This is a genomic window from Mycolicibacterium hodleri (assembly GCF_025822245.1).
Classification (GTDB): domain Bacteria; phylum Actinomycetota; class Actinomycetes; order Mycobacteriales; family Mycobacteriaceae; genus Mycobacterium; species Mycobacterium hodleri.
Genome location: NZ_JACKTL010000043.1, coordinates 1 through 13,345, shown reverse-complemented (window position 1 = coordinate 13,345; position 13,345 = coordinate 1). Strand labels below are relative to the sequence as shown.

The 13,345-nt window shown below is 65.5% G+C and carries 15 protein-coding genes and 2 pseudogenes; 12 read left to right on the top strand and 5 right to left on the bottom strand.

The window, feature by feature from the left end:
- Positions 1-48 precede the first annotated feature (48 nt).
- Complete coding sequence (locus H7J06_RS18380; protein ID WP_264040460.1) at positions 49-717, top strand: TetR/AcrR family transcriptional regulator; 669 nt, start codon at positions 49-51, stop codon at positions 715-717.
- Positions 704-1,237 (top strand): hypothetical protein, encoded by a 534-nt coding sequence (locus H7J06_RS18375; protein ID WP_264040459.1) that lies wholly within the window; start codon positions 704-706, stop codon positions 1,235-1,237. Before H7J06_RS18380 ends, H7J06_RS18375 begins: the two co-directional genes overlap by 14 nt.
- Here the strand turns inward: H7J06_RS18375 and H7J06_RS18370 are convergent.
- Together H7J06_RS18370 and H7J06_RS18365 are read right to left on the bottom strand one after the other, a co-directional pair.
- A complete protein-coding gene (locus H7J06_RS18370) occupies positions 1,197-1,358 on the bottom strand; it encodes a hypothetical protein (protein WP_264040458.1) in 162 nt (53 codons plus the stop codon). The two genes, H7J06_RS18375 and H7J06_RS18370, sit on opposite strands and share 41 nt — an antisense overlap.
- Entirely contained in the window at positions 1,359-1,490 is a 132-nt protein-coding gene (locus H7J06_RS18365; protein ID WP_264040457.1) for a hypothetical protein, read from the bottom strand.
- Between the two features lie 1,108 nt (positions 1,491-2,598).
- On the opposite strand from H7J06_RS18365, the gene H7J06_RS18360 reads away from it, so the two are divergent.
- On the top strand, positions 2,599-3,255 hold the full coding sequence (locus tag H7J06_RS18360) for a hypothetical protein (protein WP_264040455.1): 657 nt from the start codon (positions 2,599-2,601) through the stop codon (positions 3,253-3,255).
- Positions 3,256-3,263: 8 nt separating this feature from the next.
- Here the strand turns inward: H7J06_RS18360 and H7J06_RS18355 are convergent, their stop codons facing one another.
- A complete protein-coding gene (locus tag H7J06_RS18355; protein ID WP_264040454.1) occupies positions 3,264-3,611 on the bottom strand; it encodes a tyrosine-type recombinase/integrase in 348 nt (115 codons plus the stop codon).
- A 511-nt stretch (positions 3,612-4,122) separates the two neighbouring features.
- On the opposite strand from H7J06_RS18355, the gene H7J06_RS18350 reads away from it, so the two are divergent.
- The 3 genes and pseudogenes from H7J06_RS18350 to H7J06_RS32670 form a co-directional block, all read left to right on the top strand.
- The gene (locus H7J06_RS18350) at positions 4,123-4,575 is read left to right on the top strand and encodes a hypothetical protein (protein WP_264040453.1); all 453 of its coding nucleotides are present in this window, start codon (positions 4,123-4,125) and stop codon (positions 4,573-4,575) included.
- A 144-nt stretch (positions 4,576-4,719) separates the two neighbouring features.
- Positions 4,720-6,942 carry a zinc-ribbon domain-containing protein gene (locus H7J06_RS18345; RefSeq protein ID WP_264040452.1) on the top strand — a complete coding sequence of 741 codons (2,223 nt, stop codon included), beginning with the start codon at positions 4,720-4,722 and terminating at the stop codon, positions 6,940-6,942.
- 12 nt (positions 6,943-6,954) lie between these two features.
- Positions 6,955-7,113 (top strand): annotated as a pseudogene (locus tag H7J06_RS32670) (zinc-ribbon domain-containing protein); the annotation flags it as partial.
- Positions 7,114-7,318: 205 nt separating this feature from the next.
- Here the strand turns inward: H7J06_RS32670 and H7J06_RS32665 are convergent.
- Positions 7,319-7,416: pseudogene (locus H7J06_RS32665) on the bottom strand (alpha/beta hydrolase); the annotation flags it as partial.
- A 51-nt stretch (positions 7,417-7,467) separates the two neighbouring features.
- Here H7J06_RS32665 and H7J06_RS18340 point away from each other — a divergent pair.
- The 4 genes from H7J06_RS18340 (at position 7,468) to H7J06_RS18325 (ending at position 10,609) form a co-directional block, all read left to right on the top strand.
- A complete protein-coding gene (locus H7J06_RS18340; RefSeq protein WP_264040845.1) occupies positions 7,468-7,917 on the top strand; it encodes a TIGR03618 family F420-dependent PPOX class oxidoreductase in 450 nt (149 codons plus the stop codon).
- Positions 7,914-8,957: an NADPH:quinone reductase gene (locus H7J06_RS18335; RefSeq protein WP_264040451.1), complete on the top strand. Its 1,044-nt coding sequence runs from the start codon at positions 7,914-7,916 to the stop codon at positions 8,955-8,957. Before H7J06_RS18340 ends, H7J06_RS18335 begins: the two co-directional genes overlap by 4 nt.
- Complete coding sequence (locus H7J06_RS18330; protein ID WP_264040450.1) at positions 8,957-9,694, top strand: SDR family oxidoreductase; 738 nt, start codon at positions 8,957-8,959, stop codon at positions 9,692-9,694. Before H7J06_RS18335 ends, H7J06_RS18330 begins: the two co-directional genes overlap by 1 nt.
- A gap of 84 nt (positions 9,695-9,778) precedes the next feature.
- Positions 9,779-10,609 carry an LLM class F420-dependent oxidoreductase gene (locus H7J06_RS18325; protein ID WP_264040844.1) on the top strand — a complete coding sequence of 277 codons (831 nt, stop codon included), beginning with the start codon at positions 9,779-9,781 and terminating at the stop codon, positions 10,607-10,609.
- Positions 10,610-10,725: 116 nt separating this feature from the next.
- On the opposite strand, the gene H7J06_RS18320 is transcribed toward H7J06_RS18325, so the two are convergent.
- Positions 10,726-11,175: a winged helix-turn-helix transcriptional regulator gene (locus H7J06_RS18320; protein WP_264040449.1), complete on the bottom strand. Its 450-nt coding sequence runs from the start codon at positions 11,173-11,175 to the stop codon at positions 10,726-10,728.
- Between the two features lie 358 nt (positions 11,176-11,533).
- Here H7J06_RS18320 and H7J06_RS18315 point away from each other — a divergent pair, with 358 nt between their 5' ends.
- On the top strand, positions 11,534-12,028 hold the full coding sequence (locus H7J06_RS18315) for a lipocalin-like domain-containing protein (protein WP_264040448.1): 495 nt from the start codon (positions 11,534-11,536) through the stop codon (positions 12,026-12,028).
- A 239-nt stretch (positions 12,029-12,267) separates the two neighbouring features.
- The gene (locus H7J06_RS18310) at positions 12,268-13,332 is read left to right on the top strand and encodes an IS630 family transposase (protein WP_264040843.1); all 1,065 of its coding nucleotides are present in this window, start codon (positions 12,268-12,270) and stop codon (positions 13,330-13,332) included.
- The last annotated feature ends 13 nt before the right edge of the window (positions 13,333-13,345 follow it).

Genomic DNA, 13,345 nt, shown 5'->3' with positions numbered 1-13,345 from the left:
TATTGAGTACATTCACCAGCGAGCAAACTAGGAGAGGTTGGGGCTGATATGCCGACGGTCAAGGAACCCAACGACGGGCTGACCAGCCGCGGCGGTCGGCGGATGCGGAACATGCAAGACAAACGCGACCGCATCTTCGACGCCGCAGCCAACCTGTTTGCCGAGCACGGTTACGAGGCGGTGACCACTCAACAGATCTCCGAGCGCGCCGACATCGCCGCCGGAACATTGTTTCGCTACGCATCGTCGAAAGGCGACTTGCTGTTGATGGTCTACAACAGACAATTCCGCGCAGCCATCGACACGGGTCGACAAGCATCGCTCTTCTGCACCGATCCGGCCGACGCGGTGTTTGCCATGACGGCGCCAATCGTTCGCGCTGCCGGTGCGGATCCTGAGAACACCGTGCTCTACCAACGAGAACTCCTCTTCGGTCCGCCCTCGGTCGGCTACCGCGCCGACGGTTTGGCTCTGGTGGTGGAGCTGGAAGAGGCTATTGCAGAACGCCTTTCGACGGCGATCATCCCAGCGTTCGACGGCACCATCGTCAAGGTGGCAGCGATGCGGGCGGCCCGCAGCGTGTTCGCCGTGTTGCATCTACTGGTGGCGCAACCCGCCACCGGAGCGCACGACGGCGCCGACCCGGTGGGCGAGCTGAAAGCGCAAGTCGGGCAGATCGTGGCGGGTTTTTTCGCTTCGATCGATGCCCGCGAATGACATTCACGTCCGACCAGTTGCGGTGCGCGGCCTGGGCTTGGGCGTGGCCGAGTGGCGCGTGGACGGCGCGGGTCTCGGCCAGGCGCGCGCGCTGCTGCTTCGCACGCTCGGCAGCCGTCGCGGTCTCGCGCGCCCTTCGCCGCGAGTCGAAGTCAAGGGACGGCGCGGGGTCGGGGTTGGAACGCTGCGCCTGGGCGAGCGCCTCGCGGGCCGCGCCCTGGCGGGCGCGCTTCTCGTCGAGGGATTCGGGCATCACGGTTCGACCGCCTTGCTGGCGGCGATCCCGGCGACGAGCTCGCGGAGCTTGGGCCGTTCGGCAGCTGGCAAGTTCGCGGAGTCGGCGCTGTTCGGCGAGCTCTGCGGCGTCGGCGCCCTTCGATTCGCAGAGCGCTTCGTACTCGGGTGTGGGTCCGGTGTCGGCGTCGCGGGCCCGGCGGATCTCGCGGGCCATGGCGATGATCTCGGCCGGCTCCGGCGCGTCAGCCGCCGTCCTCGTAGACCATGGCCACCGCTTTGGTGACGCCCATCAGTTCGAGCCGGACGATGGCGCGGCCGGGGCCGTCGAGGCGGCTACCGGCGACCGTCGGCACGAACCCCGCGCGGCCCTTCGCAGGCGCGGAGCACGTCTCCGAATATGTCACCTAGACGTCCTGAGTGATGTTGTCGCGCAACTCCTTTGCGAATAGCAGCCATCCCCCCACGAAGTCGGCGGCCGAGAATCGGCCCTGCTTCTCCTCAGCTGCCGCGACGGCCCCGGCGACGACGGTGTACACCCGACCAACGTTGCCGCTGCCGCTACGACTCCCCGAAAGCTCCCCATGGGCGCGTCGACCCTGCCACCGCGAAGCACACCTTTTGGGCGAGGGTGTGATACTCCCGCTCACGACGATGCAATCCAACAGCACGCGTATTTCGGCAAAAACCGGCGCTCCTGGCAACGGCGCAATATCCTCCGCTCAGGGGGTTGGAATGCGTATCGGTATCGGTGGGGGCGCCTTCGGTGTCCGCGGTGGTATATCCAACAAGGGCTTCGGCGTCGGCGCTGGACCCGTGTCGCTCGGATCTTCATGGGGCGGTCGACGACGGCGGCGATCCAGCAACAACAGCGGCGGGTTCTTCGGCTTCGTAGCTGCCCTGCTTCTGATCGCGTGGCCGTACTTGCTCGGCACATACGTAGCGGTGCAACTCGGTGCGGCGAACCCTTCGACGACCCGTTCAGTTTGCGGGTGGGTTCCGGAGATTATCTGGTTGGCACTCCTAGCAATCCTCCTCGTCGGGATCGTGCAGCAGCGGTCGCAACAGCAGGCAGCACTTGCCGAATATCACGCGCCGCGGGCCGCGGTAGGCCCCGGAAGCCAGACGGTCTTCCGGCACGGAGCATGCACAGTGAATCACCGCACGCCGGAGGCTGCAACCAACTGCCGCAAGGGCTAATCCGGGGCGTCTGGAAGCAAAACCTGCCGATCCGAAAGGTAGCTGGGATTCAGAAATGTGTTTTCGAGGGACGTTATTCGCGGTGGGCCTGTTCGCGACGGCCTTGTCGACTACAACGCCAACCGCGTCGGCGGAGCCGGGCATCTGGCCGGACTGCGACCCTAGTCGCCCCGAGGTTATGGCCGAGTGCTCAATGCCACCCCACGGGTCGTGCGCCGAACCCGCTATCGACAACTACTCCGGCCTGAATGGCGGCGCATTCGTCTGCGCGGCGTCGGGCCAGTGGGCATGGCGTTCGATGAGCTACGCAGAGTGGCAGTCGTTGTCGAGACGGTAGGGGCAGCAATGGGAAGGATCGTTGGTGCGATCGTGGTGATGCTAACCCTTCTCGCAGCACCGGCATGCTCACACACAACCGGTAAGGCAACAGCACCACCGGTCTCGACGATGTCGCCCACCGACGCCGCGGCCAGCGACACCAAGAGGTCGATGCAGGACAAGCTGGACTCCGACCCTGATCTGTCGCAGCTGAAGTTGAAAGTCGTCGATGTCGTCCTGGTCAACAAAAGCGGAAACGACTATAAGGGCATCGCCACCGTCAAGACCCCCATCGGCAAGGAACACGACGTGGCAGTCGACGTCACCGCCGACGGCAGCCATCTCATCTGGGAAGCCGCCCCGGGCGCCTTTCTGTTTGCGCTGCAAGAACAGTCGGAGACTCCTCCCCCGGCGGCGGCTGCGCCGCCAGCTCCATCCGGCCCTCAAGCGCTGGCACCATCCCGCGACGGCATGGTCTTCATCGTCACCAAGTCGGGCAAGACGTACTGCCAAATTTCTGCATCCGAGGTGGATTGTCAGGCTCCGTTTGCCTTTCACACGCCAATGGCCGGCGGTTGCCCAGCGAACGGTTTGAGGTTCTCCTCCGGCGGGTCCCTAGAGTGGGTGTGCGGCGACCTCGGCGACATCCCAGTTGTGAGCATCGGCTACAACACCTATCGGGCGTTGTCGTGGATCATCGACGCTGGCCCCGCCGGAACCACATTCACGAACCAGAGCACCGGCCGAAGCGCCTTCATCAGCATCGACTCGGTGCGAGTCAACTAAGCCGGAAGTCAGTTTGGCGGCCGCAGCATGGCGCCGATGACGTTGGCGTTGTCGCGGCCGCTGGAGCGGTCCAGGTGCCCGTTAGACTCCGACGGTGATCTGGATGGACTCATGGCGAGGTGCTGTTGCACCGCGGGTGGTGGGCGGCCGGACTGGATTAGCCAGGACGCGCAGGTGTGCCGAAGGTCGTGCACGCGTGGCTTCTTCGTCAGGCCAGCGGCGCGGGCCCGGGCGACCGCTGGGGTTGCCCCACTTAGACGGCCTGGCGACGACGACCGTGCCTTCGGGCTTGCGCCAGCCGTTGGGGCGCCGGAGCTGAATTCGCGCGCGAGCGCACAGTGCTGTGGTGACGGCATCTGCGGACACGAGCCCATTTGAGCACGCCAACACACATTTTGATGACCACGTCTTGATGACGTGGCAAACTCGGCTTGTGGTCAAGCCGTCTACCAGGCGTTTCCCGCCTTACAAGGGGTGGAGCTAAGGGGATTCGAACCCCTTGATTTTCCCGCGTAAATAGCCCTTGAGCTGCGGCAAATGATCTTTGGCAGTGTTGCGCCATGCGTCAGCATCCTGCGGATATGCGCCGGTGTGTTGCGCGACGTAACAGCGCCGTAGAGACGCGTTGGCGCATGCCTCGGTGGACTCAACGAGTCGTCTTCCCGAACCCGGCCTCCGACGTCGTAACCGCGGAGCTGAGCAGACCTTTGCTGCCCGGCGATCGGAGGGGCGACGACTCTGCAGCTTCAGGACGTCGCGGGCCGATAGCAGGAACCGAGGTGCCATGATGCCGGCGCGCTGAGCGGTACCGCGGGGCGGCAGCCTCCTCATTCCGCCGTTCCGACGCGAACCGGCAGGATGATCTCCATGACCACGCCTCAGGTATGGGTATCTGCAACGGCGCAGGACATCGACTACGACGGTGAAACGCCCGGCAGCCACTGGAAGCTCGTCGGCGGGATCGACACCGTGCAGGAGAGTGACTTCTTCACCTACATTCAGGTGTTGATCGGCGGCCACCGGACGGTGAAGGGGTCGCCCGCGTTTTACCTCGACGGCGACCCCGACAGCGAATGGGTTCGGCAGTGCAACAACCAGCCACCGTTCTGGGTCGCGATCGATCCCTGGGGTGAGCCCCGCACCAGCATCCACGGAGCACATCCCACCTACCTGGTGAGTAGCGCCAAGGCGACGGTGACTTCCCTGATTCGGCGTCCACCGGAGCCTCATCCCGGCCGGACGGTCAGACCGCTCAAGGTGCCGATCAAGCTCAAGCGGGTCGACGGCGAGGTCTTCACACTCTGGGTCCAGCCTGAGTAGTTTCGGGAGCGACTCGCGCACTTGGCGCGATCCTGGATGCCTCAACCATTTTGGCGTGTGCAGATCTCTGCCGGCGCGAGTAGTTCGCACCACCACGGTTGCACCCATCGACCACAGCGCCCTCCACTGTCGGACGACGATGTCATGCTGTTTGACGGGGAGGGCGCGGATCAGATGACGACGGGCAACACGGACGAGAACCTGTATCAGGCAACGCCGTCCAACACGCTGAGCGCGACACATCCAATGCTCGCAGCGCAATGGCACCCCACGTTGAACGATCGCGACCCGTCACTGGTGACCGGTGGCGCCAAGCTTAAGGCGTTCTGGCTGTGCCCGGCCTGTACTCACGTCTGGCAGGCGCGGGTATCTAGTCGCACCCACGGTCACGGCTGTCCAGCATGCGCCCGGCGCGAAACCGGGCGACTGAAGAGCCTTCCCCAGCCAGGTGATTCGCTGGCAGAGCGGTTCCCCGACGTCGCCGTTGAATGGCATCCCAGCCTCAACGAGGACCTCACTCCCGAGACGGTCGGCTACGCCAGCAACAAGAAGGTCTGGTGGCTCTGCGGACGCTGCGGTCACGAGTGGCAGATCTGGGTCGCCAGCCGCAGCCGCGGCAGCTCGTGTCGTAAATGCGCGCACGCCACGTTGCGCAAGCCGAAGCCTGGCGGCTCGTTGGCCGAGCGAAACCCTGCAGTCGCCGCGGAATGGCATCCCACCCTCAACGGCGACCTCATACCCAGCGACGTGGCGTTCTCGGCGAAACGGAAGGCATGGTGGCGATGCGCCGGCTGCGGAAATGAGTGGGAGGCGTCAGTGGGCAATCGCGCCGTCGGCGCTGGCTGCCCCGGATGCAGTCGCCGAGGACGCCGCGCCCCTGCCGTCACACCCAAGACAGACAACATAGGCGACGGTCATTCGCCCACGGGGACCCCGCAGGCCTTCCCCCTCGAAGACTCCGACCGGGCACTGCCTCCCCCGAACGTGCCACCTGGCACCGCCTTGTCGGAACGCTATCCCGACGTCGCAGCGCAATGGCATCCCGTCCAGAACGGAGCACTGCACCCGGCCAACTTTCGTTGGGCAAGCAACGTCCGTGCCTGGTGGCTCTGCCCGACATGCGGACACGAATGGTCGGCGATCATCATTAGCCGGACACGCGGTGGTTCGGGCTGCCCGAAGTGCGGGCGGCGCCGCGCCGGCGCCGCGCTGGGTGCACCCAAGCCGGGACAGTCGCTGGCCGAGCGCCTGCCTGAACTCGCCGCGCAATGGCACCCCACCCGCAACGGAGACCTCACCCCGGCCATGGTCACCGCGAAGAGCGGCAAGCGCGCCTGGTGGTTGTGCCCCGACTGCGGCAACGACTGGGAAGCCCAAATCGGTAGTCGTGCCGTTGGTTCCGGTTGCAAGGCATGTGCGACCCAACAGTCGGCAGTTGCCTATGCAAAGCCAAGTTCAGGACAGTCACTGGCTGAGCAGGACGGAGAGCTGGCCAGCCAGTGGCACCCCACCCGCAACGGCGACCTCACCCCAGCCGATGTCACGGGCAACAGCGGCAGGAAGGCGTGGTGGTTGTGCGCCCGCGGTCACGAATGGCAGGCCATGATCAACAACCGCACCAAGGCGCGAGGCTGCCCGAAATGCATCCTGTGGGGCACCAGCGCCGAGGAGATCCGGCTGCGCCACGAACTCACTGCGGCCGGGGTGCCCATCGAGGTTGAGCACACGATCATCCACCCGCCAAAGGGCAGACCACTGAACTGCGACATGGTCATACCCACCTGGAGCGTGGTCGTCGAGTTCGATGGCAACAGATATCACAAGACTCCTGAGGGCCACGACAAGGATCGACGCAAGACGGAGGCCTTGACCGCGGCCGGGTGGACGGTGATCCGCGTCCGGGAGGAGCTAGATCTAATCGGCCCTTGGGATGTCGTCGTTCCGAAGTTCTCCTCAGAAGTGGTTCGCGCCAAGGCTGTTCTTACGATGCTCGACCAACTGGGTCACCATGCCGAACGCCACGATGACTACCTCGCCACCGATGCGGCCTGGGCCGCCACGACGGCCGAGGACGAGATCCGACGACCCCGCGCCCGCTCGCTGGCCTCGGAGTTGCCGACCCTGGCCACCGAGTGGGATTACGTCAAGAACGCCCCGCTGACCCCCGAACACATGACCTTCGGCAGCGGACAAAAGGCGTGGTGGGTGTGCCCGGTGTGCGGCAACAGTTGGCACGCGGTGATCGGCAGCCGTGCAACGGGTGTCGGTTGCCCGGTGTGCGGGCGCAAGGCAAGCCTGGAAGCGCGCAGTAGACCAAAGCCCGGCAACTCGCTAGCAGACCGTCACCCCGAGATCGCGACCGAATGACACCCGTTCGACAACGGTGCTCTCACACCCGACTCTGTCGCGTCCGCCAGCAGCAAGAAGGTGTGGTGGCTGTGCCCGATGTGCGGGACCGAATGGGAGGCCGTCATTTCGAGGCGCACCATACGGGGCAGTGGCTGCCCCAACCGCTGCCACCGCGCTCTCCCCCGATGACGCGAGGCGTCGAGGACGTCACCTTCATCGGGAAGTCCCGCCGACTGGGTGCGTAAGCCTGCTGACCCTGGATGGTTCGGTCGCTGCTTAGCGCGACCCAGTTTTGGGCGCAGCGAGGGAACCCGGCTTTGATTGTCAAATTCTGCTACCGTTGGCGACATGACGGTGTGCTTGGTACACGGCACCCCCGAGACGGCCGCGGTATGGGATGCGTCATCGCGACGTTGACGACGTGCGCGCCACCCAATCATGACCGACCAGATCGACCGGCCCGTCGATTCCCTCGAGAGCATCGATTAACCACAGCCATTTTCAAAGTTAGACGTTAACGCCATGAACAACCAGGAGAACGACATGAAGCTCGACCAAGCTGCCCGAGATCTGATCGGCGAGGGCGCCAACGCCACGATCGTGACGGTGAACCCCAGCGGTACCCCAAATGTCAGCGTGGTGTGGGTCGCGTTGAACTCCACCCCGGACGGCGACGAGATCGTGGCCGGGCATCTGGGCGAGCACATCAAGGTGCGCAACCTGCGGCTCAACCCCCTGGCGGTGTTGACCATCATGGACCCCAATTCCTGGGCGGGCTACGTTCGCCCCTATCTCAAGCTCACGGGAACGGCCACCATCGAGGAGGGCGGTGCGCCGGAGCTGCTCACGCGGTTGGCCGCCGCGGTCGGCAACCCCGACCCGGCAATCGTCTTCCCGCCTGCGGACGCTCCCCCGGGTTTCCTCACCCGCATCCGCATCGACAAGGTCGGGGGCACGGGCCCGTGGACGGCTCGAACGGTCCGCGGTTCATGAAGGCCATCGTCTACCACCAGCCCGGTGATCCAAGGGTGCTGGGATACCTCGAGCGGCCGATGCCCCAGGCGGCCGCCGGACAGGTCCGGGTACGCATCGAGGTCTCGGCGGTCAACCCCACCGACGTCAAGGCCCGCCAAGCTGCCGGCGCTACGCTGCCGGCCTGTGGTCAGGTTCCCCACCAAGACGGGGCCGGGATCATCGACCAAGTGGGCGAGGGTGTTTCGGCGCAGCGCCTCGGTGAACGCGTCTGGATCTGGGACGCCGCCTGGCGGCGCAGCGAGGGCACCGCTCAGCAGTTCCTGACAATGCCGTCCGATCAGGCCGCAACCCTGCCCACCTCGGTGTCCTTCGACGTCGGCGCATCACTGGGAATTCCGGCGCTGACTGCCCACCGCGCCTTGACGGCCCACCCCGCTGCAGAGGGTCCGCTGCGCCCGGGCGCCCTGTCGGGCATGACAGTGCTCGTGGCCGGCGGCGCAGGCGTGGTCGGCCACGCGGCGATCCAGTTGGCGCGCTGGGCAGGAGCGGAGGTCCACGCCACGGTCAGCGGCCCGGAGAAGTCGGCGCTGGCCCTCGCCGCGGGCGCATGCGAAACGATCGACTACCGCCGACAGGACGTGGCAGCGGTGCTGCGTGAGCACCAGCCGCGCGGCGCAGACGTCGTCGTCGAGGTCGACCCGACGCACAACCTCGTGGCCGACACCGCACTGCTGGCCGAGCGCGGTGTAATTGCCGTCTACGGTGCCGACCCCGGACGTCCCGTTACGGTTCCGGCACACACGTTGTTGCTCAACGATTCTCGCGTGCAGTTCGTGTTCACCTACCTGACGCCGCGCCCGGTCAAGCTCGCCTCGGTGCGCGCCGTGAGCGCCGCCGCCTCCGATGGCGCGCTCGAGGTGGGCCAGGAGCATGGGTTGCCGATGCACCGCTACCGGTTGGCCGACACGGCCGCTGCGCACACCCGCATGGAGGAGGGTGTCGTCGGCCGGGTTCTGATCGACGTCGCCCATGCAGACGGACGGGGTGAGACGTCGTGATGACCGCGCCAGGTGTGGCCGGTTTCGGCGGGCAGACCGTCGTCGTGCTGGGCGGGAGCGCCGGAATCGGTTTGGAGACTGCACGTGCCGCCAAGGCCGGTGGTGCGAACGTGATCATCACCGGCCGCAATCCCGAACGGCTGGCCCGCGCTAGCGCCGAGGTGTCCGCTCAGCGGACCGCTGTCTTCGACGTCACCGACGCCGCGGCGCTCGCCGAGTTCTTCGACGGAGTGACCACCGGGATCGATCACGTCATGGTGACCGCAGGTGGCCCGCATTACGGACCGCTCCTGCAGATGACCGCCGAGGACGTTCGTGACGCGATGAGCGCTCACGTCGTCGTCGCTCTCGACGTCGCCCGACACGTGGCGCGCGTGGTCCGCCCCGGCGGGTCGCTGACGTTGATGGGCGGAACCGGTGCCCGCCGGGTCGCACCCGGGCCCGGCATTGCCTCGGCATCGACGGCGGCCATGCCGCCCTTGACGGCGGCGCTGGCTCTGGAAATCGCGCCGACACGCGTCAATCTCATCGCCGCCGGGTTCGTCGATACCGACCTGTCGGCGTCGCTGCTGGGTGACGATCTCGATCGGCGTCGCCAGCAGTTGCGCGAGACGTTGCCGATCCGGCGCGTCGTCGGACCAGCCGACGTTGCCGCCTTGGCCGTGCACCTCATGGTGAACACCGCCCTGAGCGGGGCGACCTACGACATCGACGGCGGGCAGCAGTACGTCGGCTGAACCCACTAGACGAGTGATTGAACGACGCCACCGCCGACAGACACCGCGCCCTTGCGCGGCGACGAGACACAGATGGGAACTCAAATGCAGATCGGAATTTCTACGTTCGTCACCGATGACGGCATCGACCCGGTATCGCTGGCACGAGCGATCGAAGAGCGGGGCTTCGACTCGCTGATGATCGCCGAGCACACCCACATCCCCGCGAGCCGGGAGTCGGCGTGGCCGATGGGTGGAGAGCTACCCCAGTACTACTACCGGACGTTGGACCCGTTCGTGACGCTGGCCGCAGCCGCAGCGGTGACGACCAGGATCGAATTGTTCACTGGCATCGCCCTTCTCATCCAGCGTGACCCCATCCTCACCGCAAAGGAAGCCGCCAGCATCGACGTCATCTCCGGTGGGCGGTTCGTACTCGGTGTCGGTGCAGGCTGGAACATCGAGGAGTTGCGCAACCACGGCACCGACCCCAAGACGCGGGGTGCGCTGTTGGACGAGCGCATCGAGGCCGTCAAGGCACTGTGGACCGAGGAACCCACCGAATATCACGGCGCCTTCGTCGACTTCGACTCGTCCTACCTTCGTCCCAAGCCGGTTCAGCAACCCCACCCGCCTCTCTTCATCGGCGGAAACTCCGACGCCACCGTCATGCGGGTCATCCGCCATGGCGCTGGCTGGGTATCCAACGACTATTCGACCGACGTGCTCGCGAGACGCATCGACCAGCTGCGCGACGGTGCCGGGCACGACGTGCCACTGGCCATGTTCGGCACACCCATCGATCCCGAGTACTGGCGCGCGGTGGAGGACCTGGGTTTCGGCCGGCTCGCGCTCATGCTGCCGACCTTGCCGGTGGACGACACGCTGCGCACGCTCGACGGCTTCGCCTCAGTCGTCGAGCAGTACCGAACCTAGCCGCTGGCACTGGCCGGCCAGGTGGTCGTTCGGCGGGGCCGGAAGCCTGTAGATCGTCGGTCAGCGTCCCACCCGCCTGGCGGTGGCTCTGCGCCCAGTGGCCGAACGGTAGACGGCTAGCCGCACATGGCAATGATGTCGACCTCGGTAACGGGTATCTCATAGCCCTGGTCGTCGACGAAGGCGACGTGAACGGGTCGGTCGGTGCGGCGTGCGCGGCGGATCAGGGTTGGTCCTTCACGCCGCGGCAGGTGGCGGTCGCCCCACTGCTGCAACGCTCCGATGACCACGTGCAACTGTCGTCCGGCTGGGGTGAGGTGATATTCCGACCGTGTGCGCTGGCCCGCGACGCGGTAGGGCTTCCTGGTCAGCACCCCGCACTCGACGAGCGCGGCGAGCCGTTCGGACAGCATGTCGGGTCCGATGCCGAGATTGCCTTGGAAGTCAACGAATCTGGTCGTGCCCAGCAGCGCCTCGCGCAGGATGAGAAGGGTCCACCTGTCACCCAGGATGGTGACACTGAGGCCGACGGAGCACTTCTCATCGCGGCCATCCGGCGTCCTCATGCGCGCACTCCCGTGGGTGGCTTCGACTGTCGTAGTCGCGAAACCGCGCCACACGTCGAGGGCGACACCGACTGGGGGACGCTTCTGATCAATTGCACTGCATTGCAGCAATTTTCAGACCACGACATGCGGCGACGGTTCAGGCGAGGACCCATGCCTAACTATACTTCCCGTATTCAGCCAGCTATACTGCAAACGTGAAGATCGCCATTGACGGCGCGGACAGCGAGCACGCGCGGACTCCCCACGGGGGTGCGACGAGTCGCCCCGCCCCACGTGCGCGGTTCCCCAGACCTGTAAGTGCTCGCCATTGAGCACCAACCGACCACCGTCGCCGCCGTCCGGCACCCCATCCCCGATGTCGGGTCGCACCCGAGGCCCTTCGACGCCGGATACCTCCACCGGAGTCGCGCTGCCCGCTCGACGGGTCGACCTTCTCGGTGCGTGGTCCCTGATCGCGTACACCGTGTCTAGCACCATCGGCGAGGTCGATCATCCGCTCGGGACCGAGCCCATCGGCATGCTGATCTATAGCCCCGCCGGATACATGTCGGCCCAGTTGGTCAACCCCCACCACCGCGCCGCGCAGGCCCCCGCGGTCGGCGCTGATCCGATCGCCGCAGCGGGGCAGCTCGCCTACAGCGGGCCCTTCACCGTCGACGGCACCACGGGCCACGTCGCCCACCACCTGCTGGTGTCTTCACGACCGGACTGGTTGCACACCAACCAGCACCGGCGCGGCATCCTGCACCAGGATCAGCTCACGCTGTCGTTCACCGGACCTGATCACACCGGCCAGGACACGACGAGCGCCCTGATGTGGAGGCGCCTGGACCCCCAGACGCTCCGCTGACCGCCCCGACTCATATCCGTTATCCGTCAACGCCTTACGTAAGGACTTCATCGTGCCGCTAGTGGTGTGTCTCGCAAATAAATAGTCATATGTTCGGTATTCTGGACGGGTGAGTGCATCACCAGCAGCGGCCTTGCCGATGACGACGGTCGAGCGTCCTAGTGGTGTGTCTCGCAAATAAATAGTCATATGTTCGGTATTCTGGACGGGTGAGTGCATCACCAGCAGCGGCCTTGCCGATGACGACGGTCGAGCGTGAGACATTGGAGGGGCTGGAACGGTCGCGGACGGCGCCGCATCAGCAGGTGCTGCGCGCGAAAGTGCTGCTGATGGCCGCCGATGGTGAGGCCAATATCCGGATCGCCGAGGATGTTGGGGTGACGCCGGTGACCGTGCGGGCGTGGCGCCGGCGGTTCACCGAAGATGGACTTGCCGGGTTGGACAAGATCCGTGAAGGTCGAGGCCGCAAGCCCTCGATTCCCGAGGAGACGATCGCGCAGATCGTGCGGTTGACCACCACGACGACTCCCCCAGGGGCCACGCATTGGTCGTGTCGCACGATGGCCGAGCGGGTCGGGGTCAGTTCGTCTACGGTGCAAAGGATTTGGTCGGATCTCGGGTTGGCGCCGCACCGGGTCGATACGTTCAAGGTGTCCAATGATCCGTTGTTCGAGGAGAAACTGATCGATGTGGTCGGGTTGTATCTGAACCCGCCCGAGCGGGCCATCGTGTTGTGCATGGACGAGAAGTCTCAAATTCAGGCTTTGGACCGCACCCAGGCGTCGCTGCCGATGGTGCCGGGGCGGGCGGGCACGATGACCCATGACTACAAACGCAATGGCACCACCACCTTGTTCGCCGCCCTGGACGTGCTGACTGGCGCCGTGATCGGCCAGTGCCTGCCCCGGCATCGTCACACCGAGTTCATCAAGTTCCTCAACACCATCGACCGCGAGGTGCCCAAGGGGTTACAGGTTCATCTGATCCTGGACAACTACGCCACCCACAAACACGTCGAGGTTAAGAAATGGATGAAGCGGCACAAGCGGTTTCACTTCCATTTCACCCCGACCTCATCGTCATGGCTCAACCAGGTCGAACGCTGGTTCCGCGACCTGACCGACAAAAACCTCCGCCGCGGCATCTTCGCCAGTGTGCCCGAGTTAATCGTCAGCATCGAGTCATACCTCAACGCCCACAACGCCGATCCCAAGCCCTACCTGTGGACGGCTACCGCCGAGTCGATCCTGGCCAAAGTTCGACGCGCACGCACCAAACTCCAACAAGTAGTCAATCAAAACTGAGACGGACCACTAG

Excerpts from the sequence above, each read along its gene's own strand:
- H7J06_RS18325 (WP_264040844.1), top strand. The coding sequence starts at position 9,779 with ATGCAGATCGGAATTTCTACGTTCGTCACCGATGACGGCATCGACCCG.
- H7J06_RS18375 (WP_264040459.1), top strand. The coding sequence starts at position 704 with ATGCCCGCGAATGACATTCACGTCCGACCAGTTGCGGTGCGCGGCCTG.
- H7J06_RS18310 (WP_264040843.1), top strand. The coding sequence starts at position 12,268 with ATGACGACGGTCGAGCGTGAGACATTGGAGGGGCTGGAACGGTCGCGG.
- H7J06_RS18335 (WP_264040451.1), top strand. The coding sequence starts at position 7,914 with ATGAAGGCCATCGTCTACCACCAGCCCGGTGATCCAAGGGTGCTGGGA.
- H7J06_RS18330 (WP_264040450.1), top strand. The coding sequence starts at position 8,957 with ATGACCGCGCCAGGTGTGGCCGGTTTCGGCGGGCAGACCGTCGTCGTG.
- H7J06_RS18345 (WP_264040452.1), top strand. The coding sequence starts at position 4,720 with ATGCTGTTTGACGGGGAGGGCGCGGATCAGATGACGACGGGCAACACG.
- H7J06_RS18380 (WP_264040460.1), top strand. The coding sequence starts at position 49 with ATGCCGACGGTCAAGGAACCCAACGACGGGCTGACCAGCCGCGGCGGT.
- H7J06_RS18355 (WP_264040454.1), bottom strand. The coding sequence starts at position 3,611 with ATGCCGTCACCACAGCACTGTGCGCTCGCGCGCGAATTCAGCTCCGGC.
- H7J06_RS18360 (WP_264040455.1), top strand. The coding sequence starts at position 2,599 with ATGTCGCCCACCGACGCCGCGGCCAGCGACACCAAGAGGTCGATGCAG.
- H7J06_RS18340 (WP_264040845.1), top strand. The coding sequence starts at position 7,468 with ATGAAGCTCGACCAAGCTGCCCGAGATCTGATCGGCGAGGGCGCCAAC.
- H7J06_RS18320 (WP_264040449.1), bottom strand. The coding sequence starts at position 11,175 with ATGAGGACGCCGGATGGCCGCGATGAGAAGTGCTCCGTCGGCCTCAGT.
- H7J06_RS18350 (WP_264040453.1), top strand. The coding sequence starts at position 4,123 with ATGACCACGCCTCAGGTATGGGTATCTGCAACGGCGCAGGACATCGAC.
- H7J06_RS18315 (WP_264040448.1), top strand. The coding sequence starts at position 11,534 with ATGTCGGGTCGCACCCGAGGCCCTTCGACGCCGGATACCTCCACCGGA.